Annotated in this window: 19 protein-coding genes; 7 read left to right on the forward strand and 12 right to left on the reverse strand. The window is 37.7% G+C overall.

Annotated elements, in window-relative coordinates:
* The first annotated feature begins 91 nt into the window (after positions 1-91).
* From WC614_08720 to WC614_08730, 3 genes are read left to right on the forward strand one after another with little or no spacing between them, the layout of a single operon-like run.
* Positions 92-1,630: a hypothetical protein gene (locus tag WC614_08720; protein MFA5033088.1), complete on the forward strand. Its 1,539-nt coding sequence runs from the start codon at positions 92-94 to the stop codon at positions 1,628-1,630.
* Complete coding sequence (gene amrS / locus WC614_08725; GenBank protein MFA5033089.1) at positions 1,627-2,718, forward strand: AmmeMemoRadiSam system radical SAM enzyme; 1,092 nt, start codon at positions 1,627-1,629, stop codon at positions 2,716-2,718. Before WC614_08720 ends, amrS begins: the two co-directional genes overlap by 4 nt.
* On the forward strand, positions 2,715-4,418 hold the full coding sequence (locus WC614_08730; protein MFA5033090.1) for an FAD-dependent oxidoreductase: 1,704 nt from the start codon (positions 2,715-2,717) through the stop codon (positions 4,416-4,418). The genes amrS and WC614_08730 overlap by 4 nt, the downstream gene beginning before the upstream one ends.
* Here the strand turns inward: WC614_08730 and WC614_08735 are convergent.
* Positions 4,345-5,196 carry a 4Fe-4S binding protein gene (locus tag WC614_08735; GenBank protein MFA5033091.1) on the reverse strand — a complete coding sequence of 284 codons (852 nt, stop codon included), beginning with the start codon at positions 5,194-5,196 and terminating at the stop codon, positions 4,345-4,347. The genes WC614_08730 and WC614_08735 overlap by 74 nt on opposite strands.
* A 39-nt stretch (positions 5,197-5,235) precedes the next feature.
* Positions 5,236-5,370 carry a hypothetical protein gene (locus tag WC614_08740; protein MFA5033092.1) on the reverse strand — a complete coding sequence of 45 codons (135 nt, stop codon included), beginning with the start codon at positions 5,368-5,370 and terminating at the stop codon, positions 5,236-5,238.
* 138 nt (positions 5,371-5,508) lie between these two features.
* Here WC614_08740 and WC614_08745 point away from each other — a divergent pair, with 138 nt between their 5' ends.
* Positions 5,509-6,039 (forward strand): hypothetical protein, encoded by a 531-nt coding sequence (locus WC614_08745; GenBank protein ID MFA5033093.1) that lies wholly within the window; start codon positions 5,509-5,511, stop codon positions 6,037-6,039.
* A gap of 279 nt (positions 6,040-6,318) precedes the next feature.
* Positions 6,319-7,032: a DNA alkylation repair protein gene (locus WC614_08750; GenBank protein ID MFA5033094.1), complete on the forward strand. Its 714-nt coding sequence runs from the start codon at positions 6,319-6,321 to the stop codon at positions 7,030-7,032.
* Positions 7,033-7,056: 24 nt separating this feature from the next.
* On the opposite strand, the gene WC614_08755 is transcribed toward WC614_08750, so the two are convergent.
* From WC614_08755 to WC614_08795, 9 genes are all read right to left on the reverse strand, one after another.
* On the reverse strand, positions 7,057-9,507 hold the full coding sequence (locus tag WC614_08755; protein MFA5033095.1) for a S8/S53 family peptidase: 2,451 nt from the start codon (positions 9,505-9,507) through the stop codon (positions 7,057-7,059).
* 322 nt (positions 9,508-9,829) lie between these two features.
* Positions 9,830-10,333 (reverse strand): glucose-6-phosphate isomerase family protein, encoded by a 504-nt coding sequence (locus WC614_08760; protein MFA5033096.1) that lies wholly within the window; start codon positions 10,331-10,333, stop codon positions 9,830-9,832.
* Between the two features lie 5 nt (positions 10,334-10,338).
* Complete coding sequence (locus WC614_08765) at positions 10,339-11,844, reverse strand: hypothetical protein (protein MFA5033097.1); 1,506 nt, start codon at positions 11,842-11,844, stop codon at positions 10,339-10,341.
* Between the two features lie 132 nt (positions 11,845-11,976).
* Entirely contained in the window at positions 11,977-13,227 is a 1,251-nt protein-coding gene (gene larA, locus WC614_08770) for a nickel-dependent lactate racemase (protein ID MFA5033098.1), read from the reverse strand.
* 29 nt (positions 13,228-13,256) lie between these two features.
* The gene (locus tag WC614_08775) at positions 13,257-14,420 is read right to left on the reverse strand and encodes a DEAD/DEAH box helicase (GenBank protein ID MFA5033099.1); all 1,164 of its coding nucleotides are present in this window, start codon (positions 14,418-14,420) and stop codon (positions 13,257-13,259) included.
* A gap of 170 nt (positions 14,421-14,590) precedes the next feature.
* Entirely contained in the window at positions 14,591-15,034 is a 444-nt protein-coding gene (gene queF, locus WC614_08780) for a preQ(1) synthase (GenBank protein ID MFA5033100.1), read from the reverse strand.
* 2 nt (positions 15,035-15,036) lie between these two features.
* Complete coding sequence (gene purH, locus WC614_08785) at positions 15,037-16,527, reverse strand: bifunctional phosphoribosylaminoimidazolecarboxamide formyltransferase/IMP cyclohydrolase (GenBank protein ID MFA5033101.1); 1,491 nt, start codon at positions 16,525-16,527, stop codon at positions 15,037-15,039.
* Between the two features lie 2 nt (positions 16,528-16,529).
* A complete protein-coding gene (gene lptE, locus WC614_08790; GenBank protein MFA5033102.1) occupies positions 16,530-16,994 on the reverse strand; it encodes an LPS assembly lipoprotein LptE in 465 nt (154 codons plus the stop codon).
* 63 nt (positions 16,995-17,057) lie between these two features.
* Entirely contained in the window at positions 17,058-17,651 is a 594-nt protein-coding gene (locus WC614_08795) for a hypothetical protein (protein MFA5033103.1), read from the reverse strand.
* A 320-nt stretch (positions 17,652-17,971) separates the two neighbouring features.
* Here WC614_08795 and WC614_08800 point away from each other — a divergent pair, with 320 nt between their 5' ends.
* Positions 17,972-19,588 (forward strand): 30S ribosomal protein S1, encoded by a 1,617-nt coding sequence (locus WC614_08800; GenBank protein MFA5033104.1) that lies wholly within the window; start codon positions 17,972-17,974, stop codon positions 19,586-19,588.
* 121 nt (positions 19,589-19,709) lie between these two features.
* Positions 19,710-20,426 (forward strand): tRNA pseudouridine(38-40) synthase TruA, encoded by a 717-nt coding sequence (gene truA / locus WC614_08805; protein ID MFA5033105.1) that lies wholly within the window; start codon positions 19,710-19,712, stop codon positions 20,424-20,426.
* A gap of 129 nt (positions 20,427-20,555) precedes the next feature.
* Here the strand turns inward: truA and WC614_08810 are convergent, their stop codons facing one another.
* The gene (locus WC614_08810) at positions 20,556-22,598 is read right to left on the reverse strand and encodes a T9SS type A sorting domain-containing protein (GenBank protein MFA5033106.1); all 2,043 of its coding nucleotides are present in this window, start codon (positions 22,596-22,598) and stop codon (positions 20,556-20,558) included.
* Between the last annotated feature and the right edge of the window lie 5 nt (positions 22,599-22,603).

Genomic DNA, 22,603 nt, shown 5'->3' on the forward strand with positions numbered 1-22,603 from the left:
TATGTTACTACCCTTATACTTTTTGTTCCTCTCTATTACCGGCATAGATTTTTTTCATTCCCCCGGCTGACCAAAATGCCGGTGGGTAGTGATGAATATCCTGCCCAAACTACAAGAGCAATATCATATAAAAGTAACCCCCTATAACGTAGATACAGACGCGGGAATGGCTTATCTTAACACGATAGAAAAAGATTACAATGAATACGTAAAAGACTGGCCCGGTATGTTTGTCCACGAAAAATTAAATAACACCCTGACGAAAAATTTTATGCTCAGCGGTAAAGACGAAATAAAAGCAATGAACTGGGATTCGTTAATAACAAACTCTCCTCCGGATGGAACATCTCGCTCTGGAGCGGACAGCGCAATTCAAGATACAACCTCTCCTATGAAACATCCCGTAACGGCAGTGACGGGCAATACACAAACATCCCCACCTAAAACAGTACCCACAAGAAAAGAACCAAAATCCGATTCAGGCAAAGCAACGGCAGCAACCATAGACACATCTATAGTGGAACATCCCAACCGCCTGTCCGCCGTAGGCGGAGCGGTGGTTGTTTATTTCTACAAAACCGGTTGTTCGGAATGTTCGAGAGTGGAACATACGTTAAAAAGAATATCCGAAAAATATAGAGATTTGGAAATAAAAAGATTTAATATTGCCGACTCCCAAAGCATTCTTTTGTATGAAACGCTGTCAAAAAAATATAAAGTTCCGGAAAAACTAATACTGGTTACGCCTGCTTTATTTCTTGCCGATACCTTCTTCATAGAAATCGTAAAAGAATTGGAATTGAATGAAGTTATCGAACAAAAAAAATCGTGGAAGTCTCCTGCGGAACCATCCGATTCGATACAAACACCCGTTGATGCAAAACAAAGCATTATAGAAAGGTTTAAGAAATTCTCTCTCCTTTCCATAGTCGCCGCAGGTCTCGTTGACAGCGTAAATCCCTGCGCATTTGCTACACTTATATTCCTAATATCTTATCTGGCTTACGTAGAATACAAACGAAAAAACATACTATGGTGCGGGTTGTCTTTTACCTTAGCCGTATTCATTACTTATTTTCTTATAGGAATCGGATTACTTAGACTCGCAATACATATGGAAGGTTTTATCCTTTTGTCAAAAATAATATATTACGCCATCGCGGCATTTGCTTTCATAATAGGATGCATAAACTTATACGATTATTGGTTGTGCAGAAAAGGTCGGGCAACGGATATGGCACTCCAATTACCCGATTACATAAAAAGAACAATTCATTTTATGATCAGGGATAAACTAAGTATTGAACGGCATCCTGCTGTTTTATACGTAACTGCTTTTGTCGTGGGAGTCATCATATCAATTCTGGAAACTATTTGTACGGGACAGGTATATCTTCCTACCATAACTTATATTATTGGCGTACCTGCATTAAAAGTAAAAGCCATTTTTTATCTTTTAATATATAATTTACTTTTTGTTGCGCCTCTGGTTTTTATATTTATATTCGTTTACTGGGGGATGAGTTCCAAAAGACTCGGCGCTTTAATGAATAAAAACTTGGCTCCCGTAAAACTTGCGACGGCTATTGTTTTGTTTGCTCTCTGCGCATTAATGCTAATACTAAAATGAAAACATATAAGACTTTGTTCGTACTCTTATCTTTAATTACTATTTCTTTGCTCTTTGCCGAGGAATCTAAAATCACCCCTTACCCTGCAAAATACTGGGAAGCGCTTGGAAACAAATTAACACAATGTACCCTTTGTCCGAGACGTTGCATAATTAATCCAGCTCAAAGAGGAGTTTGCGGAGTCAGGGAAAACAAGGACGGCAAACTATTCACTATGGTTTATGGGGTGCCCTGCGCAGTAAATATAGACCCCATAGAAAAAAAACCATTGTTCCATTTCCTTCCCGGAAGCACGGCTTTCTCCATTGCAACCGCCGGTTGTAACTTGAAATGTAAATTCTGCCAGAACTGGGATATTTCTCAATCCCTGCCCGAACATACTCTTAATATTCCTATGCAGCCGGACGAAATCGTAAAATCCGCAAAAGAAAACGGTTGTCTTTCTCTTGCTTTTACTTATTCCGAACCTACCATCTTTTACGAGTATATGTTTGACATCGTTCAACTTGCTCACAAAGCAGGAATTAAAAATACAATGCACTCATCGGGATATATCAATCCCGAACCGTTAAAAGCATTATGTAAATATCTCGATGCCGCCAACATAGACTTAAAAGGATTCACGGAAGAATATTACCAGGAAATGTGTTTGGGTAGTCTGACACCTGTTTTGCAAAGTTTGAAAATACTAAAAAAAGAAGGGGTATGGCTTGAAATAACAAACCTTATCATTCCGACAAAAAATGACGATTCCGCAAGTATAAGAAAAATGTGTGAATGGATACGCGACAGTTTGGGAGCTGACGTCCCCTTACATTTCTCAAGATTCTGGCCTATGTATAAATTAAAAGACTTGCCGCCCACGCCCATAACGACACTTGAACGGGCATGCAAAATAGCCAAAAAAGCGGGATTGAAGTATGTATACATAGGAAACATACCGGGGAATGCATCCGAAAATACTTATTGTCCGAGTTGTAGAAGGATAGTAATAAAACGTAAAGGATATTATGTAATGGAAAACGATATAATGGTTAACGGTAAATGTAAATTTTGTGGCAAAAAAATAGCGGGGGTATGGAAATGAAAAAAAGATTAATCGCAGGCGTACTTTCTATTATTCCGGGATTAGGTCAATTATACAGAAAAAGATGGGGCGCAGGAATTTTTATCTTCCTGCTATTTTTCCTGTCAATATGGTTTTTAAAAATGATATGGACAGGCTTCAACCCATGGTTCATCGGAATCTTATTCGCATGGTTTATAATCTGGGTTGCCAATATCATAGACGCATACAAAGGTCCTTTTTATCTTTCTTCTCCTTGCGAAGACGGTTGCCCTGCACATGTTAGAGTGTCGGAATATGTCTCGCTTTTAGCCAACAATAAATTTGACGATGCATATAAAGTTATTGCCAATGTGACTCCTTTTGTTGGGACACTCGGCAGGATATGTCCGGCTCCCTGCGAAGCAAAATGCGCGCGAAAAGGCATTGAAAGCCCACTCGCAATAAGACGGCTTAAAAGAGCCATTAGCGAGTATGCAAGCACAGGCGTTCGCATTACTCCAATCTTAAAGGTCAAAGACCAAAATCTACAATCCAAAAAAGTTGCCGTAATCGGCGGCGGACCGGCAGGACTTACCTGCGCTTACGAGCTAAGAAAAAAAGGATACGCCGTTACGATTTTTGAAAAAGAAAAAGAAATGGGCGGGATGCTGAGAATTTCCATCCCCGAATACAGACTCCCAAAAGATGTCCTTTTGCAGGAAACAGAACTAATTGAAGATTCCGGTATTACAATAAAATCGGGAACAGAAGTCGGGAAAGATGACTTGCCTGACGGCAGTCAGGTTTCTTTCGACACGATAACAAAAGATTTCGACGCCGTATTTATAGCTACGGGAACGGGCATTGCCCAAAAACTTAACATAGAAGGAGAAAATTTGTCCGGAGTTTATTACGGGATAGATTTCTTAAAGGCAACAAAACCAAACAATCCCAACGGATTCGAATCTTTTGCTAATAAAAAAACTCTCGTAATCGGAGGAGGAAATGTCGCCATTGATGCGGCAAGAACCGCCTTCAGATTAAACGCGGGAACAGTCAATCTAGTCTGCCTTGAATCACGGAAAGAGATGCCCGCCTGCCCTCCGGAAGTAGAAGAAAGTCTGGACGAAGGAATCAAAATTAACAACGGCTGGGGACCTAAAAAAATAATAGAAAAAGACGGGAAAGTGACAGGAGTTGAGTTTAAAAAATGTACTTCCGTCTTTGATAAGAAAGGTAATTTCAAACCCGTGTTTGATGAAAAAACCACTACGACCATTGATTGTGATAACATAATTATCGCTATCGGACAAACAAGAGAAGCTTCCTTTGCGGATAAAATTCAAATCCCGAACAACAGGACAAAAGATATTCACAATGTAAGCTCAAAGACACCCCTTCCTAATGTATTTGCAGGCGGAGATTTTGTTACGGGACCCCGTATAGCCATAGACGCTATCGTAATGGGCAAAAGAGGCGCAAAAGAAATTGACGTATATTTGCGTGGATTCAAAGCTAAACTCGAAGAAATGCTGAGTTTTGTTGAACCTTACACGCCGGCTAATTTATCTGATGCGGCATGGACTCAAAAAAATCCCGGCGAGAAAAAGAGAATTGATTTAACACTAATCAAAGACAGGAAAAACTTCAAGGAAGTCGAACAAGTTAGTTCACAGGAGTTGGCGATTGCTGAGGCAAAACGGTGTCTTCAGTGTGGGTACAAGTGCCGGTGGCGTTAACCTTTATCGCATTCATCGGGCATATAGATTTACAGCTAAAACATCTTACGCATTCCGGCGTATTGGCTACTCCCGGGTTATCCACCGCTTCATACATTTTAACATCCGTAGGACAAACTTTTTCACACATACCGCATTGAATACATTTGTCTTTATCTACTGCAAGCTTTATAAAACTAACTTTATTAAACAATCCCCACATCGCTCCAAGCGGACACATAGTTCTGCAGAACACCCTTTTAATGAATATTGACCCTATTATTACCAACAGAATAATCATATATTTCATATAGAATAACCAGCCGAGAAGAGGTCTTAATTCTTTGTCAATTAACACTTGTGGTATGCCTCCGACAAGAATCCCCGACGGGCAAATTTTACAAAACCACGGGTCTCCGGTTATCCATACGACTATAATCGCAACGCCAAACAGTATAACATATTTCCCATAGTTAAAAACCTTTGCGAGTTTTATTTTGTAGGTTTTTATTTTGTATAAAAGTTCCTGGACTAATCCAAACGGACAGAAGAACCCGCAAGCGAGTCTCCCCCATACAACTCCCAGCGTCCCTATAAACCCAAAAACGTATAACGGGAATTGTTTCATCCCGAGAAAATGCTGGAATGAGCCCATAGGACAAGACACCCTGGTTAAAGGACAGGCGTAACAATGAATGCCGGGGATGCATAATTGTTTTGTTTTCCCCTGGTATATGGTCTTATGGAAATTGCTGTTAGTTAATAAGAAAGTCCCAAACTGAACAAGTTTTCTATACATAGAATTGTAACTCAAGCTTCTAGCTTGAGGGTAATTATTTTATCCTATCCCGATGCAAGAAAGACAAAGATAATCAGCGTTTGTCTCTACTTCCGAAACTTGCCCCGATTTAATTCCGTATGCAAGCAATGCGACTACTACGATAAAACACAAAATACTTATTACCTTTTTCATATATCCATTGTTATATTAAGGAAGCAACACTGTCAATAAAAAATTGACAAATAATTGCAATGAATTTAAGGTATCGGGTAGACAGGAGCACGTGCTCCTGTCTACCCGTAGTATATTTTCAAATAGGAGGAGAAAGTTATGGGACAAATAAAAGAAATTCTTGAATCCGACATTAAACCTAAAGAGAAACAAACAAAGCTGGTTGAAATAATTTGCCAAAAGAAAATCCCGGTTAAAGAGTTTGTTGAGTATTTTGTTTCTGCCTCGGATGTTGACAAAGGCAATTGTGCCGACGCGATGAAACACATTTCGGCGTCAAACCCGGAACTCCTCGCGCCGCATATTGATACACTTCTCGAATATATCAATTACAAATTGCCAAGAGTTAAGTGGGGCGTGCCGGAAGCCATTGGCAATATGTCCAAAGATTATCCGGAAAAAACGGCTAAAGCTATTCCGTATCTTTTGAAAAACACTACCGATGACGCGATCAATACCACAGTTATAAAATGGTGCGCAGCTTATGCTCTTGCAGAAATCGCCAAGAATAATCCCGAAACCAGAAAACAGTTGTTGCCGATTTTTGAGAAAATCATAAAGGGCGAAAAAAACAACGGCGTTAAGAATGTTTACGTTAAAGCATTAAAAATTATTGATAAATCCTCCTGAAAAAGGTAGGGCAGTCCGCAGCCTTGCATCTTTGTAAAAACTGTAGGTGTGCACATCCGTCATTCTCGTGAAAACGGGAATCCACTGTTTGTTTCTTCCTCTTACTAATCTGCGTTCATCTGCAGTTAAAAATCCTTTTTATTCTGTTTTTTCTGTCATTTCTTCTCAGTTTTAATCCTGTTTATCTGCGTTCATCTGCGTCCAAAAATTCTCCATTTTCTTTTTCTAACAACTCAATAAAAAATTGACAAATCCCAATAAATATATACAAAAGAGTGTATGAGCAAACTTCTTAAAAATTTTAAGTCCGAACTCGCACAAAACGCTTCTAAGGAAAAAGCCCTAATCTACCAGAGGTTTTTTAAAACCGGCAAAGGAGAATACGGGGAAGGGGATATATTCTTAGGAATTACCGTCCCTGAGCAAAAAAAGATTGCGAAGAAATATGCCGAACTTTCAATGCAGGACTTGCAGAATTTAATTAAAAGCAAGATTCACGAGGAACGACAAATCTGTTTGCAGATTCTTATATTAAAATACAAAAAAGCTGATTCAAAACAACAGAAAGAAATCTATAATTTCTATATTAAAAACACCAAACAAATCAACAACTGGGATTTGGTTGATTTATCCGCATACAAAATTGTTGGACCTTATTTAGAAAATAAAGACAAATCTATTCTTTATAAACTTGCCAGATCTTCAAATCTCTGGGAAAGAAGAATTTCGATTCTTTCTACGTTTTATTACATAATGCAAAATAACCCGGAAGATACTCTGAAAATAGCTTTGATATTAAAAGACGATAAACACGACTTAATGCACAAAGCCGTTGGATGGATGCTCAGGGAAGTAGGAAAACGATGCAGCGAAGAACTTGAAGAAGAATTCTTAAAAAAGCACTTTAAGACTATGCCCAGAACTATGCTTCGCTATGCGATTGAACGATTCCCCGAAAAGAAAAGACAATTCTATATGGCAAAACCCCGATAACCTCTATCAAAAAACCTTCGAATCTTATTTAATCAGAGTCACTTTTTTAGATATCGTATTATTTCCCGTTTTCAACAAAACAAAATAAATACCCGAATTCATCTCTGTCATATTGATTGTCGGGTTATAACTGCCTGCCGTTTTAACTTCATCGAAAATCGTTTTTACCAATCGTCCTGCAGTATTATAAATCTTCAAACTAACGTTCTGGGAAGCAGGAATAGTAAATTTTACGGATAACACTTTTGTAGCCGGGTTCGGGAAAATACCTAAATTCGGACTCCGCAACCCAAAATCCGCGTTCTCTTCTGTCCCGACTTCTCCCACTTTGAGAATAACAGGAACAAGATATGGATTATTATCCGGGTCATTTGAGGTAACAAACAAAGTGTCGTAATAATAGCCCGTTTCAAGACTCGCCAATACAATAACCGTAACTCCTGCAGAACTCCCTGGCACGATTCCAAAACTCGTCGGACTCACGGAGCTAATCCATGATGAGTGGTATGTAATTCCGGAAACTGCTAAATTTCCCGAAGCAGAAGGTGAATTATAAAAAGTAACCATTCCCGTATCCCCGGTCATAGCGGAAGCCCCTTTTGCTGCCAATACGGCAGCCTGAAGATTGAGTTTTCCCCAACCATATTCTTTGTCCCAGCCCGTAGTTCCAAGATCCGTTGCAGTATTAAGTAAAATATCCCTTATTTGCGCATTCGTTAAAGATGTATTTGCTGCCCACACAAGCGCAGCGCCACCTGCCGCCTGAGGACAAGCCATAGACGTACCACTCCATCCGGACTCGTAAGTGCTGCCGGGTATGGTCGAACAAATATTTTCACCCGGGGCAACAAGGTCTAAATAATTTCCATAATTACTGAAAGAAGACCGTGTATTAGTTGTGCCTATTGAACCAACTCCTATTACATTGGCATACGCCGCAGGATAAATGGTAGTATCCCTGCCATCATTTCCGCTTGCCGCAAATATTAGTCCACCCCCATTCCATACCGCCTGACACTTTGAATTAACAAAAGTCGAAGGACTTCCCCCTCCAATACTCATAGATACTATTTTTATATGGTTCGTCGCGCACCACTGCACTCCATTTCCGATTGCCGTAGCCGTACCCCCGCCGGCAGAACTCATTACTCTTAGAGAATAAAGTCGCGCATTAGACATTCCTGCAATCCCCTTTCCGTTATTAACCGTAGCAGCCGCATTGCCGGAGCAATGTGTCCCATGGGATTCTGCAGCAACGGCATTTATGGGATCAGCATCACCATCCACATAGTCATACCCCTTAACGGTAGTATATCTTGCGCTCAAATCGGGGTGCGTATATTGCGCCCCCTGGTCAACTATCCCGATTGATATACTGTCGTTTCCCCAGCCATAAGCCCATGCCTCAGGCGCCTTAACGCTTCTCTTATCCCACTGGTATGAAGAAAAATATGGGTCGTTGGGGTTTTTGAAAAGTTTCATTATCCTATTTGGCTCTATTGACGCAACATTAGACTTTGCTTCCATTGTTTTTACAAAAGCTTTTTGTTCCTCAATAGTCCCCGCTACCTTAACAAGTATGAAGTTATCCCCGAGCTTTTTATCTGCCAAAGTTATGCTTTTTTGTGCTATACCCATCTGTTTTAAAGTTGCCTCTTTGACGTCTACTTTATTATTATAACCAATTATGAATTCCCCGGGAACTATATCCTGCCAGTATTTTTCATCGTCTTCGCTCAGCAAGGATAATGGTATTGCCGGCGGTTGCTGTAAAAGCGATTTTTTGGCAATAGCGGGTATTTGCATCACAAAAGGGAACGGTGAAGCACTTATTTCGGCAGTTCCGCTTAGTTCGTATTTTACGGCTACCGCGTTCATATAATCAAATGTAATAGAATCGCCCGCTATCCAAGCGCTTCCGTTAAAACTAAATTGCGAAGGCAAACTCATAGTTTCATCAAACCCTGTGGTTGGAAACAACGTATCGTTTTCTTTGCTTCCCACCCAAAAAGAACCTGCCATTCTTATGGGAGCCGGCAAAGTATGGCTATTCCAATAAAGATAACCCGCGGATTCCGCCTTAAAAGTCATAGTATCACTGAACAACCTCGTCCCGGGAGCGGTTCCTGCATCACTCCAGACAAAAACACTGCATATCTTAGTCCCCGCCGTACTTCCTCCTGCGCCTACCCAAATCTGTTGAAGGGAACAAGGAAGCATCGGAGTAAACTTCGTTGCTTTATAAGAATTCCTGTATTCCGACGAATAGATATAATAAGGCGAAGCCAACTCCGGGGTTATAGTATCTACTTCTCCCTTGGTCGCCCCCTTTAGTTTAGAAGAGTTTTCTATCACACCATTCTTTGCAATCTTAAGTTTTTCTTTAGAGACAAAAAATGGTTTTTCGGAAACGGTGCTACCCGTAAATACTATTCCAAAACATATTAGTAATAAAAACCTTATAGCTTTATTCATATTGCCTCCTTAGATAGAGTTTTCGACTTTAGACGAATTACTCTATCTTATCCCGAACAAAGTTCGGGGTCTTAGTTGGAGTTCGTGATTTCAGGAGTGATTACTCCAACTTTTCCCTATAATTCTACACTAAAGTATATACATATATGTGTTAACTAAATAAGAATTTGTCAATGGGTAAATAAGAAATAATAAACAACCTACTAAAGTAGGAAGAGATTATAATCTGTTCCTACAGATAAGCAAATTCCACATATACCATTTTTCTATCAGAATATTTTAAAATTGTGAAAATTATATTGAGGCGGATTTCTATCTTTCCTTAATCTTTTCGCTGAAGTATTTTTTTTACAAATCCCTTCTTAATTATGGTCTCGTAATCATGCCCTACATCCGCCCTGCAAATAGAGAGGAAAACAAGTTTTTCATTAGAGTTATTCACGACTCTATGCGCCCACCCGGGAGAAGAATACGCAACACTAAAAGGCGTCAGCGGTTCGGATTTAACCTGATTTTCCCTGTTTTGAAGCAATACTATGCCTGCCCCCTGTATCCCAATCGTTACTTCTGCTCCATCAGGTTCAAAATGAAAATGCCCCTTGGTAAAATAAAACTCATTCCCTACTTTACCGGGATAAAGAACAGTCGTGGCAAAAGTAAGATGCTCTTCTTCTTTGGGAACCTCGTTTTCATAAACTTCATAGAGAACAGGGTCGGCTTTTTTTAATATTTCTTCTACTGCTTTCTGGTCGGAAAAATAAGTCTTTAAATCACTTAACTTTCTATATGTAACTTTCCCGTAAGCAGATTTAATGTCCGGTATCATTTTTACTATTTATTAAAAAAATCTAACAGGTTAACTCTTTCTAATTCAAGTTGATATATTTTATACGATATAGTGTTACCTTCCATTGCCAAACCTACCCATTTACCGTTCTCTTTGTTAAACTGTAAATTTGCTTTGAAATCTATTCTAAAAGGAGGCGCGTATAAACTGTTTTCCAAAATAACGGTTCCTTCGTTCCCCTGGGCATATCTCCCGTTAAATTGCGATTTAACTTTATTATAAAGGTCATCTACTGTATTCAATTTTTTACTCATCGTCGAAGAAGGAGCTATTTCTTTTAAATCCAAAACATTATTCTTTATGTTATCAATTGAAAAATCTGAAGACACATTATTGTTATTCCTGGTTGCATGAAATCTAATAGTATATTTTTTATTACCTATAAACACAGGCACATCTTCATCATAATTTGGAGAACCTATCAATTGCATATTATAATTTTTATATAAAATTTCTTTTACTGCTCCGGTGCAACCCGTTTTAGCAATAGAATACCCAACTTCACAGCTATTATCAAACCAATCCTCAAGTCTATAAATATCCATACTGGAAACAGGCGGGACCCACATTTTCTTTCTGTATATTTTGCCGTCTTTTATACACTCTAATAAATATTCTCCCGTGCCAAGCTCTATAGGATGAGGACGCGGCATTGGCGTTATTGTCGGCGAAACGTTATGAATTATTTTATTTAAATCATAATAAGTGAGGTTCGGTTTTTCTATAACATATGTTTCCGATATGTTGGAAGATATTGCTACTTTTTGGATTTTCGGAGTTACCTTAATTACGAGGTTATTATTTGGCCCTTTTCTTGCAGTGAAAGTATTGGGCGTAAGTTCCACCTGTGCAGTAACAAGTTCAGGATTAAGCTTGGGAAGTTCCACGGAAAGAACGCTTATATCATAATCCCCTTCTTCTTTTAATATTCCGTCTATTTGACCATTTGTAATTTTAAGTTTATACGTTTCTACGGTAGAAGATCCTTTCCCGCGTTTATTCACACACAACTCACGGGCAACCTGTATTATCGAATTATCCGCAATAAGTTTTCCTTTAATTAATATAATATTTGACTCAATAAACATATTTATCGGCTTCGTATAAACGGCTTTTCCATCTTTAATATACATATCCTGCCCGACAGCAACTTTGTCTTTTTCGAGTCTTATTTCAAAACCTTCTGCGTCACAAAGTTCAAGGACATAATCTCCTGTTCCGATAGAAAATGAATATTCTTTTTTATCAGGGTAAAACTTAGCGATTACCGTATCCTCTAAATCAACGACAAGTTTTTTGTACGAACTTACGTATTCGTGTTTGCGCATTGCTCTCATAGAAAAAGGTTTATCTATGGAGTTGTTTACTTTGAAAGTAACTTCAGCCTTGCTGTCATTGATAAGCCCAAGTTCTGCCGAACCCAGTTTTAATTCATAAGCGGAAAGAGAACTTGCAACAAAAAACACAAACATCCATTTTAATAATTTCATATTGACTCCTTATCTCAACTTTAATATTAGCTTTTAGTTTTTACCTTAATAATATCTTACTTTCTACAAAAACATTCAAAAACTGTCAAGGTTAAAATAAAAAAGTCACGAAATTTAGAGCGTTGAAAATAATTAAAAATCCGGACACACCGGTACCGTAATGCTTCCATCCATTAAAAATAGAGCTCTTGCGGTTGTGCCTTTCTCGTCTATCGCATTATCCACAGCTTCCTGTAAGGAAGAAAAAGACTTTATGAATACGCTTTTTAGAGTATTTTCATCTAAATCCGTTACCCCCCAGATTTCTGCAATCCTTAATAATTCCACCAATTTTACTGCTTTGTGATACCCAAGTTTATACTCCTTGTTAAGTTTTTCAAAAACTAACTCGGGAGTTTTGCAACTTGCAAGAATTTCAAAAAACGCCTTATCCCCTATCCCTTCCCTGCATTTTGATACGAAAATCAAAATGCCGTTTTCTTTCAATGCCAATCTTCCACTTTCTATGGCTTTCTGTGATTGATACAAATCAACATCCAGAGGATATCCTGCAACGGATACAACTATATCCGCTTTTTCTTTTATTTTTACGCAAAAGACTTCATTTGCTTTGTCCACAGCAGAATAAAAGGAATCGTTAATGTCTCCTGCCGTTACCGAATAAATTTTATGTTCCCTATCCAGCACAGTTTGAATAGAAAATATTTCTTTATCTGAAAGAAACTCCAGCGTATCCGTCATATCCTTATTAACGGGATTGTTTTCAAGCGCAAGTATCTTTGCCTCAGGATTCAAAGCGTGTTTATGATTTTGTTCTATCGTTTTAAAAGAAGCTATGCCGGGCAAAAACACTTTTCTGCCACCCGTGTATCCTGCAAAATAATGAGGCTCTACCGACCCGATAACGATAATTTTATCAGCTTCAACGCATAATTTATTTAACCATATTTCCGTGCCGCTTTTGGAAGTTCCGATATAAGCCAAATCTTCATTTTTCTTTGCATTGTGAATATATATTTGTTTTCGAAAATCAACATAATGTTTGCCGAAAATAAGTCGCAATTCTTCTTCGGTTGTCTCAGAATGTATCCCGGTAGCTACTAAAAATTTTACAGGTTTGCCCTGGATTTTATCAAACAGAATGTCTAATATTTTTGAAGTAGGGGTAGACCTTGAAGCATCGTTTACAATAAACAGAATGTTTTTTGCATTCTCAAGAAATTTATCAAACGGTTTTGCATTGATTGGGTTTTCAATCGCCGATATTATAGTTTTAGTCTCGTCCCCAATCTTTACTTTATCTGGATATATAATACCGGCAATATTATTGTCGGGAATAGAAACGTTTTTTGTAGCTTTGCCGTACGGGATTTTTATTTCTATTCTATCCCCCTACCCTTCCGCCGCTATCCTTAACTTTTATGGAAGTTGAATTTTCTTTTACGGAACTGATTTCTTGCAAATTCTATACGTTTGAAATCAGGCGTTTTCAGGTTACGGATAAGTATCAGTTTATCCTCAAGGACTCTTGTGAAAGATTCATAATCCGCCTGAGACAATAAAGAAATTACTTTTCCCTCTTGTCCTGCCCTTGCGGTTCTTCCTATTCTATGGACATATTCTACGGACGTTTTTGGGATATCGTAATTTATTATCAAAGTTACGTCTTTTATATCTAACCCGCGCGCAGCGACATCACTCGCAACAAGAACGTTAAGTCTTTTCGCGTGAAATGCATCTATTACCTGCTTTCTTTTCCCCTGGGTTAATCCGCCGTGAAGCGCTTCCGACATTACGTGTTGCCTAACTAGATTTTCATTGACTTTATCAACGGTTCTTCTTGTTCCGCAAAAAATTATAGCAAGCCCCTTTGACTCAGTTTTTAATACATGCACCAGCAAGGCAAACTTGTCTTTTGCTTCAACGTCATAATAATGTTGAATAAGCTTACTTTTGTCAACATACGTTTGCATCTTGACTCTTTCAGGATTGTTCATATAGCTCTTTGCGATTTGCATTATTTCGGTGGGCATTGTCGCGCCGAATAATAATTTCTGACTGTCCCTTGGAATCATTGCAATTATTTTTTTCAAATCTTCAATAAATCCCATATCAAACATTTTATCTGCTTCGTCAAGAACAAGAATATTTACGCGGTCTGTCTTGCAAGTTCTGCGGGAAAAATGGTCCAAAAGCCTTCCCGGAGTACTAACCACGACCTCCGCATATCTCAAGTCCGTTATCTGGGGATATATGGAAACTCCGCCATATACTTCAACGATATGCATCTTTTTGTATTTTGAAAACTTCCTTAATTCATAAGCAACCTGATTGCAAAGTTCTCTTGTGGGAACAACGACCAACACTTGTATTCCCTTTCCGAGTACGACTTTTTCAAGAGCAGGAAAACCAAATGCAGCAGTTTTCCCTGAACCGGTAAATGATAATCCGATTACGTCTTTCCCCTGTTGTATAAGCGGGATGCACTTCTCCTGTATCTCCGTGAATTCGGCAAATCCCAAATCCAATATAGCCTTCTCAAATTCCGGCTTCAAAACTATTCCTTTTGTGTCCATAATATCGAAATCTCCTTCTTTTCTGCCTGCCTTCAGGCAGGTCCTTTTAAAGGTTTGTTATACGCAATAAATTCTGCCAGCAGGGGTAGTCCCTTTGAGATTTTATCGGCTTAACCTTTATTCTTTTCTTCTTATTCTTAAAAATCAATATAATAATTTACAAATGTAAATTATCTGCTCCGAACATTAGGGTAATGTGCGGTAGCAATTGTACTGATTCCACCGCGGGTAGCGAACTTTAGCTCTACTGTCAACTCTTTTGGTTTCAAAATTGAAACTAAATCCTTTAGTATTTTATTCACTACATGTTCGTGATATATTTTTACCTGTCTGAAAGAATACAAATAATATTTCAACGATTTTAATTCAACACACACTTTATTCGGCACATATCTTATTGTTAATTGCGCATAGTCCGGCATCTTATTAAAGGGACAAAGACAACTGAACTCATCCGTCGTATGTTCCATATTAATGGAATTCCCGGGATATTCGTAAGGAAAAGTATCCAGCATTGAAACGTCTACGACTTCAGGGCCAAAAGTAGAACCTATGGCTTTTCTTGCCTTTTCTTCGGCAGGATGAGGGATGCGGTTAACTGTTTTTCGGGGCATTGCTAATGTCTAAAGTGTCTGCAATGCGTAACGATCATTGAGATACCTAATTTGTTGCACTCGTCTATTGATTCCTGGTCCCTTATGGAACCTCCGGGTTGGACTATGCATTTAATACCCGCTTCTGCGGCAACGGTTATGGAATCGTTAAACGGGAAGAATCCGTCCGAAGCCATAGTAGCGTTTTTCATATCAAAACCAAAATGTTTTGCATTTTCTATTGCGATTTTTACCGAGCCGACTCTGTTAGGTTGTCCTGCGCCCAAACCTATCGTCATATCTTTTTTCGCAACACATATAGAATTAGATTTCATAAATCTTACTGCCTTAAAAGCAAATTTAGCCGCTTCCATTTCGTCAGGCGTCGGTTTGACTTTCGTAACGACTTCCCATTTTTCCTCGGTGTCCGAAATTACGTCGCTATCCTGAACAAGAAACCCGCCTTCAACGCATAAATAAGCAGTTTTAGAAAGAGGTTTATCTAAAGGCAGTTCCAACACTCTTAAGTTCTTTTTAGATGTAAGAATTTCTTTAGCTTTATCCGTATAAGACGGAGCAATAACAGCTTCAAGAAATGTAGCGGTTAATTCTTTTGCAAGTTCTTCCGTAACTTCGGAATTTACCCCAACTATACCGCCAAAACTTGATGTCGGGTCTGTAGAATGAGCTTTTTTATATGCTTCTGTGATATTTTTATCCGTAGCTATTCCGCAAGGATTTGCGTGTTTAACTATACAGATACACGGTTCTGTAAAGCTTTTTATCGCAAGAAGCACGGCATTTATGTCTTGAATATTATTAAAAGACAACTCTTTTCCCTGTAACTGCCGGGCAGAAGTAAGGTCAATGCTATTTTGTCCTATTGTTCTATAAAGCGCAGCTGACTGGTGAGGATTTTCGCCATATCTTAACTGCATTACTTTTTCGCAGTTTATTCTAAGCGAATCTTCCCCCATAAATTCCGCTACTTTTGAATCCAGCCTGCTTGTTACCCTGAATGCTTCTTTTGCAAATTCAAGTCTTGTGTTCTCTGAAATACTGCCGGATTTGTTAAGTTCTTCGATTACTTTCGGATATTGAGAAGGATTCGTAATGCAGGTAACGGATTTATAATTTTTTGCGGATGCCCTCATAAGAGTAACGCCACCGATATCAATAGTTTCAATTCCGGGTTTTTCTTCAAAAGGATAAAGATTACATATAACAAAATCAATTAGCGGAATATCCAGTTCTTTAAGCTGGGAAACGTGTTCAGGAATTGACCTGTCTGCGAGTATCCCTGCAAATATTTTATGGTTTAAAGTTTTTACCCTGCCGCCGACCATATCGGTAAAACCGGTGAGGGTATTTGTGCTTTCACACTTTATATTATTTGTTTCAAGGAATTTTTGCGTCCCGCCGGAAGCAAAGATACGAATATTTTTAGACTGCATGGCTTTTGCCAATTCTGCAAGTCCTGTTTTGTCCGAAACGCTAATTATTGCACTGTTCATTTTTACTCCATCACCGTTTTTAATACGGTTAACGATAATTTATTACATAAAGCATCTATACCGGATTCTTCGGTTTCGTTAAACGGGTATACATGCCACTCGCTAAGTTCTTTGGATAATAATACTTTTTCTGATTTATCTTTGTAAGTAAGCTTCACCATAAGTTCTATTTTATAATCTTTTACACTCTCTTTGTCGTCATAAGAGAAAACTTCCCTTTTATACTGCAAAATTTCACCTGTCAGTATAGACTCCGCATTGCTTTTGTCAAGAACTTTTAATCTGTTATCTTGGATAAAAGCATCTATAACGGATTTTGTCAATTTAGTCTCGAGTTCATACTGGGATGTTTTATTCTCAAATACCGGAACGGCAACGGAACGAATATTCCTTGACGAAAAACCCTTAAAATTATATGTGCATCCGAAGATTATCAAACTAAAAAAGATCCAAAAATAATTTTTCATTAAGTTAGATAAAAAACAGGGCAGGCATTTTTTCAAATACCTGCCCGATATAATTATCGTTAATTATTCTGCATCTTCTTCTTCCGGTGTTTCTGCTGGTGTTGCTTCAGCTGCTGCCTTTACTGTTTCAGGGAAATAGAAGTGGAAAGCCACTCCCGAACTTAGAGACAACCCATCTCCCATAATCTCAAGTGTTTTATAATCATCTTTCATTCCAACCGTATCATTTTTTGTTTCGCCTACCATTGTAATGCCTACTCCAAAGAAACATTCAAACGAGAAATTGTCGGTTACATAATATTCAGGTATAAATCCAAGCCTGAGGCCCATATTTGTTTTTGTTCTGTCCTCTACCTGATCCAAGTTGTTGTACATTACGTAAGAAACGCCTGCTGCTCCGTTTAAATGAAATTTATCTGCTTTTGCTATCGGATAAAGAACGTATGCGGTAGCATCTAATGTCATTGAAGAAGCTTGTGTTGTAGCGCCACTTTCTGCGCCCTGATATTTTGCACGTAATTCGCCCTGGAATCCAACTTTTTCTGCCCAGTATTTATAAGATACTGCTGAATTTTTTACGTCATAACCAATACCCATTTTTGCTTCTGCAACTGTTATAGTAGCCATAATTGCTACAATGCTTAACAATGTTTTCATTTTCCCTCCAAGAATTATTTTTCTGAGGAGTATAAATTCCGATACCCTTTTATCTCCTCTTCTAAAAGGGACGGCATATGCTTCATTATCCTCACCCCCTACTTCTTTTAGTCAATTAAATAAATTAGCTTTCAAGATAAATTCAATTATTATGTTTGTCAATAAAATTATTGTTTATGGCGCACAAAATATAAACTTCAAAGACAATAATCTCAAGTTATTATGAGTTGTTATGTACACGACAACAATAACTTATATATAACGGCTTTAAGAATAAACTTGTTGACAAAAGTAAACTTTATTATAAAAATAGAAAGATTATGGAGGAAATAATGAAATCAGACAGGGAAAGTATTTTACAGTTAATTGACACTTCATTCCTTGATTTTAAGGAAGGAGAAATAATAAAGGGTAAAGTTATTAGAGTAACTGATAGAGATGTTGTTGTGGATGTAGGTTTTAAGTTTGATACTATAATCTCTATTGAAGAATTTGACAATCCTTCCGTGCTTAAAGCGGGAGAATTCATAGAAGTTTTCGTTGATAAAGTAGAAGGGAGAGAAGGTATAATACGTCTTTCTAAAAGCAAAGCGGATTCTCTCAAAATGTGGAAAGTCCTTTCCGACATACATGAAAACAATATCTCTATAGAAGGCAAAGTCAGTAAATCCATCAAAGGCGGATTTATGGTTAATATAAAAGGGGTAGAAGCCTTCTTGCCGGGGTCACAAATTGATACGGACGAAAACGAACAAAGTCATATGGTCGGCAAAATAATGAATTTCAAGGTAATCAAACTTGATAAAATTAAGAATAATGTCGTAGTTTCAAGAAAAGCAGCCAGGGATGAGGAATTGGACAAAAAAAGAAAAGAATTATGGGAGAAAGTAGAAGAAGGAGCAGTAACCGAAGGATTAGTTAAGAAAATCACCGATTTTGGAGTGTTTGTGGATATCGGTGGAGTCAGTGGACTTGTCCATATTTCAGATTTATCCTGGGGAAAGGTTAATCACCCCTCCGAAGTAGTACAGGAAAATGAAAAAGTAAACGTGAAAATTTTAAGAATAGACAAAGAAAAAGGACATATAGCATTAGGTATAAAACAACTTACTCCTTATCCGTGGGATAACATTGAAAGCAGATATCCCGCAAATTCACAGATAAAAGGAAAAGTTATTTCCATTACCGATTACGGCGCGTTTATTGAACTTGAACCCGGAATTGAAGGTTTATTACATATTTCGGAAATGTCCTGGGGACACGTTACCGCACCGTCCCAGTTGCTTGCCGTAGGAGATACAATATCGGCAATAATTTTGAATGTAAATAAAGAAGAAGAAAAGATTTCTTTAAGCTTACGACAATTACAGCCAAATCCATGGGAAAAAGTAAACGACGAATATCCTCTTGATTCACTTGTCAGCGGAACCGTTAAATCTTTTTCAAGGTTTGGAGCTTTTGTTGACCTTAAAGACGGCATAACGGGATTTTTGCCGCTTGCAAACTTCTCGTGGACGGAAAGAATTGAACATGCTTCCGACATATTAACCCGTGGCAAAAAAGTTAAATGCAAAGTCATTTCGATTGAACCGGAAAAACAACGTATAATTCTCGGGATAAAACAACTTACGCCAGACCCATTACTTACGGTTAACGGTTTAGTCGGAGAAAGCTTCAAGTGTAAAATAAAAGAAGTCGTTGAAAAGGGAATCGTAGTAAAGTTTGAAGTGGATAAACAGAAAATAGAAGGTTTTCTCCCGGCGTCTCATCTTGCTAAAACATCCAAAAAATGGCAGGAAAAATATGAAGCCGGAGATGATATGGAACTTATTCTTGTAGAAGTAGATGCCGAGAAGAGAAAAATAATTCTTTCGGAAACAGGAAAGGTAGTAAAAGAGAAAGAAGAAAAAGAACCGGAAGAAGAGACGAAAGAATAGTTCCGTTTTTGTAATTGCGTTACATCGAAAATAATTAAGAAAAGCAAACCCTCGGGTTTGCTTTTCTGTTTGTAGGGCTATTTAAACTCCCGGTTATAAACCTGTCTGACAGTAAAATAAAATGCGAAATATAAAACTTGAAATCGAATACGATGGAATGAATTTTTATGGATGGGAAATTCAACCGCATAAACGTACGGTAAGGGGAGTCCTTGAATCGGAATTAGAAAGCATCTTACAGGAGAAAATTAAGCTTACCTGCGGAGCAAGAACCGACACCGGAGTCCACGCCATTTCCCAGATAGCAAATTTCAAAACAGAAACAAAGATTACTCCGAGAAAATTAAAACAGGCACTATTGCACTTACCACAGGACGTTTGCGTTAAGTCTGTAAACGATATGCCTTTAAAGTTTAACGCCCATTTTGATGCAGTTTCAAGAACATATTTGTATAAACTAGTAATAGGGAAATCTCCTATCAGAAGATATGGAATCTGGGAATATAAGTTTCCATTGGATATAGAACGAATTAAATCCGTGCTTCCCTTATTTTTAGGAAAACACCGGTTTGATTTCTTTGCATCTAAAGACGAAGGAGAATGTGATATAAAAACGCTAAAAATTGTTCAGAAAAAGAATGATAATGTATTTGAAATTTGCGCAGACCATTTTCTACGAAAAATGATACGGTTAATCGTCGGAACACTTACTGAATTTGGAAGAGGATATCTCCGTGAAAAAGATATTCAAGATGCAATTGACTGCAAAAAGAACGCAAGAAAATTCCTTTCCGCTCCGCCACAGGGGTTGTACTTAAAAGAAATAAAATATAAATAACCGCTCGTTATATATGCTCATCCTTACAAAATATAACATTTATAGTTTGAATTTGATATGTCTCCATAAAAACAAAAAAGCCCTCCTGCGTTGAACAGAAGGGCTTCTTTATTTTACTGTCCACCGACTCTACTTCATCAATATGAGTTTCTTGGTTTCTTTATAGTTACCAGCAGCAAATTTAATAAAATAGACTCCCTTAGGAAATTCGCCTTTTCTTATATTAACAGTGTGATAGCCTTTCTCTTGGATTTCGGAGTAAAGGGTTTTGACCATTCTACCGGATATATCATAAAGTCTCAAACTAACATTAGCCTTTTCAGGTAAGCCATATTTAATTGTCATACTATTTAGCGAAGGATTTGGGGATGGCGAAAATAAAACAACCTTATCAAGAGTTTTTTCATTTTCTTCTACACCTATAACCGCAACCGCACTATTAAGATAATTTAAGTTGCCGCTACTATCTACTAACCAGACATACAAAGACTTATTTGAAGTCACATTAATTGTATCGGGTGAATAATGGAATGTATGTGTGGTATCAAAATCAGAAGTTGGGGCAGAGCCTAATTTATAGTAATATTCTGAAATGCCGCTTGTATCATACGGATTAGTCCAACTAACTTCAAATGTAGAATCAATCTTATTGGCAGTCAGGTTAATCGGTGGAGGAGGGGCAATTGTATCGGTAAATGCAGTATCAAGGAATGGTTTATAAAAGACTATCCCTGCATTAACATAATCATAGTAATCCAAAATTCTTAAATTATTAATTGTAGCAGTATCTGTTGTGTTCCAATAGTTATATCTCGCATTTATATTATTTGTTGTAGCATTATGCACCGCATAACCAGTGGCATAGATATTGTTTGTTCGGATAAAAGGACTTCCCTCAGAGATAAAGATAGCAAAAGCAGTAGTATCGGTTATTGTATTATAACGAATTGTTGTTGTACTATAGGTATAGGAATAGATACTACCACCCACACCCAAGTTATTTGATATTGTATTGTTTATTATTTTAGCTGTACCATAATTATTATAGATGCCACCACCACAATTACTATGGTTATCTATTATTATATTATTTATTATCTTAGCGTTAGATGTACCAGAATTAAAGATACCACCACCGGAATTACCAGAGGAGTTTTTTGATATTGCATTACTTATTATTTCAGTTGTGTAATAGTTAGCAATACCACCACCGGTATTGGAAGAGTTGTTAGATATTATATTATTATTCATTATTTTGGCTATAGCAACATTATAGATACCCCCGCCAGTATTATTAGAAGAATTGTTAGATATTGTATTACTTATTATTTCAACTGTGCCAGACTGACTGCAAATACCCCCTCCCGTCTCACCAGAGTTGTTTGATATTGTATTATTTGTTATTTCAGCTATACCAAAATTACAAATGCCTCCACCACTGTTGTTAGATATTATATTATTTGTTATTTTGGCTGTGTCATAATTACCATTATGGATGCCACCACCACCATAACCAAGAAAAACATGATTGTTGGCTATTGTATTGTTTATTATTTCAGCTGTTCCATAATTACAAATGCCTCCACCTCTACCGTTAAGATTCTTATCAGAATTGCCTGATATTGTATTATTTGTTATTTCAGCTGTTCCATAATTATGAATGCCTCCACCACCATAAGTAGTAGAATTATTTAATATTGTATTGTATCCTATATAAATAGAATCCGATCCGTTATTGTATATTGCCGAACTATCAGCATATTCAATCCTGCAATACTTAAGACTGCAGGTAGATGGTGATTGAAAACATAAATTTCTCCATCTTTGTGCCCAATTAGTAGTATCCAATGCGCTTATAATAATTGAGTCCGTAGATGTTCCTATTGCATACAGGTTTCCTTTTATTGTTATGCCTTTTGCAGTATTAAATAATACTTTAACACCCGGCTCAATTCTTAAGGTTACAAGAGTATCTACTGTCACATTTCCCGTAACAATATATGGACTGCCTGTCGTGTCCCACAGTGTATTTGTGCTGATTGTTCCACTTACATTTGTGGCATTTACAATTGAGGATAAAATAAACTGCGTACCTACAATCAAACTAATAAATACAAATAACCTCACCGCCGTAGCATTCCCCGCCTGATCGGGATGTACCAGATGTTTCATTTTCG

The sequence above is a fragment of the bacterium genome (assembly GCA_041649255.1).
Taxonomy (GTDB): Bacteria; Hydrothermota; UBA3073; order JACQXS01; family JAQTXJ01; genus JAQTXJ01.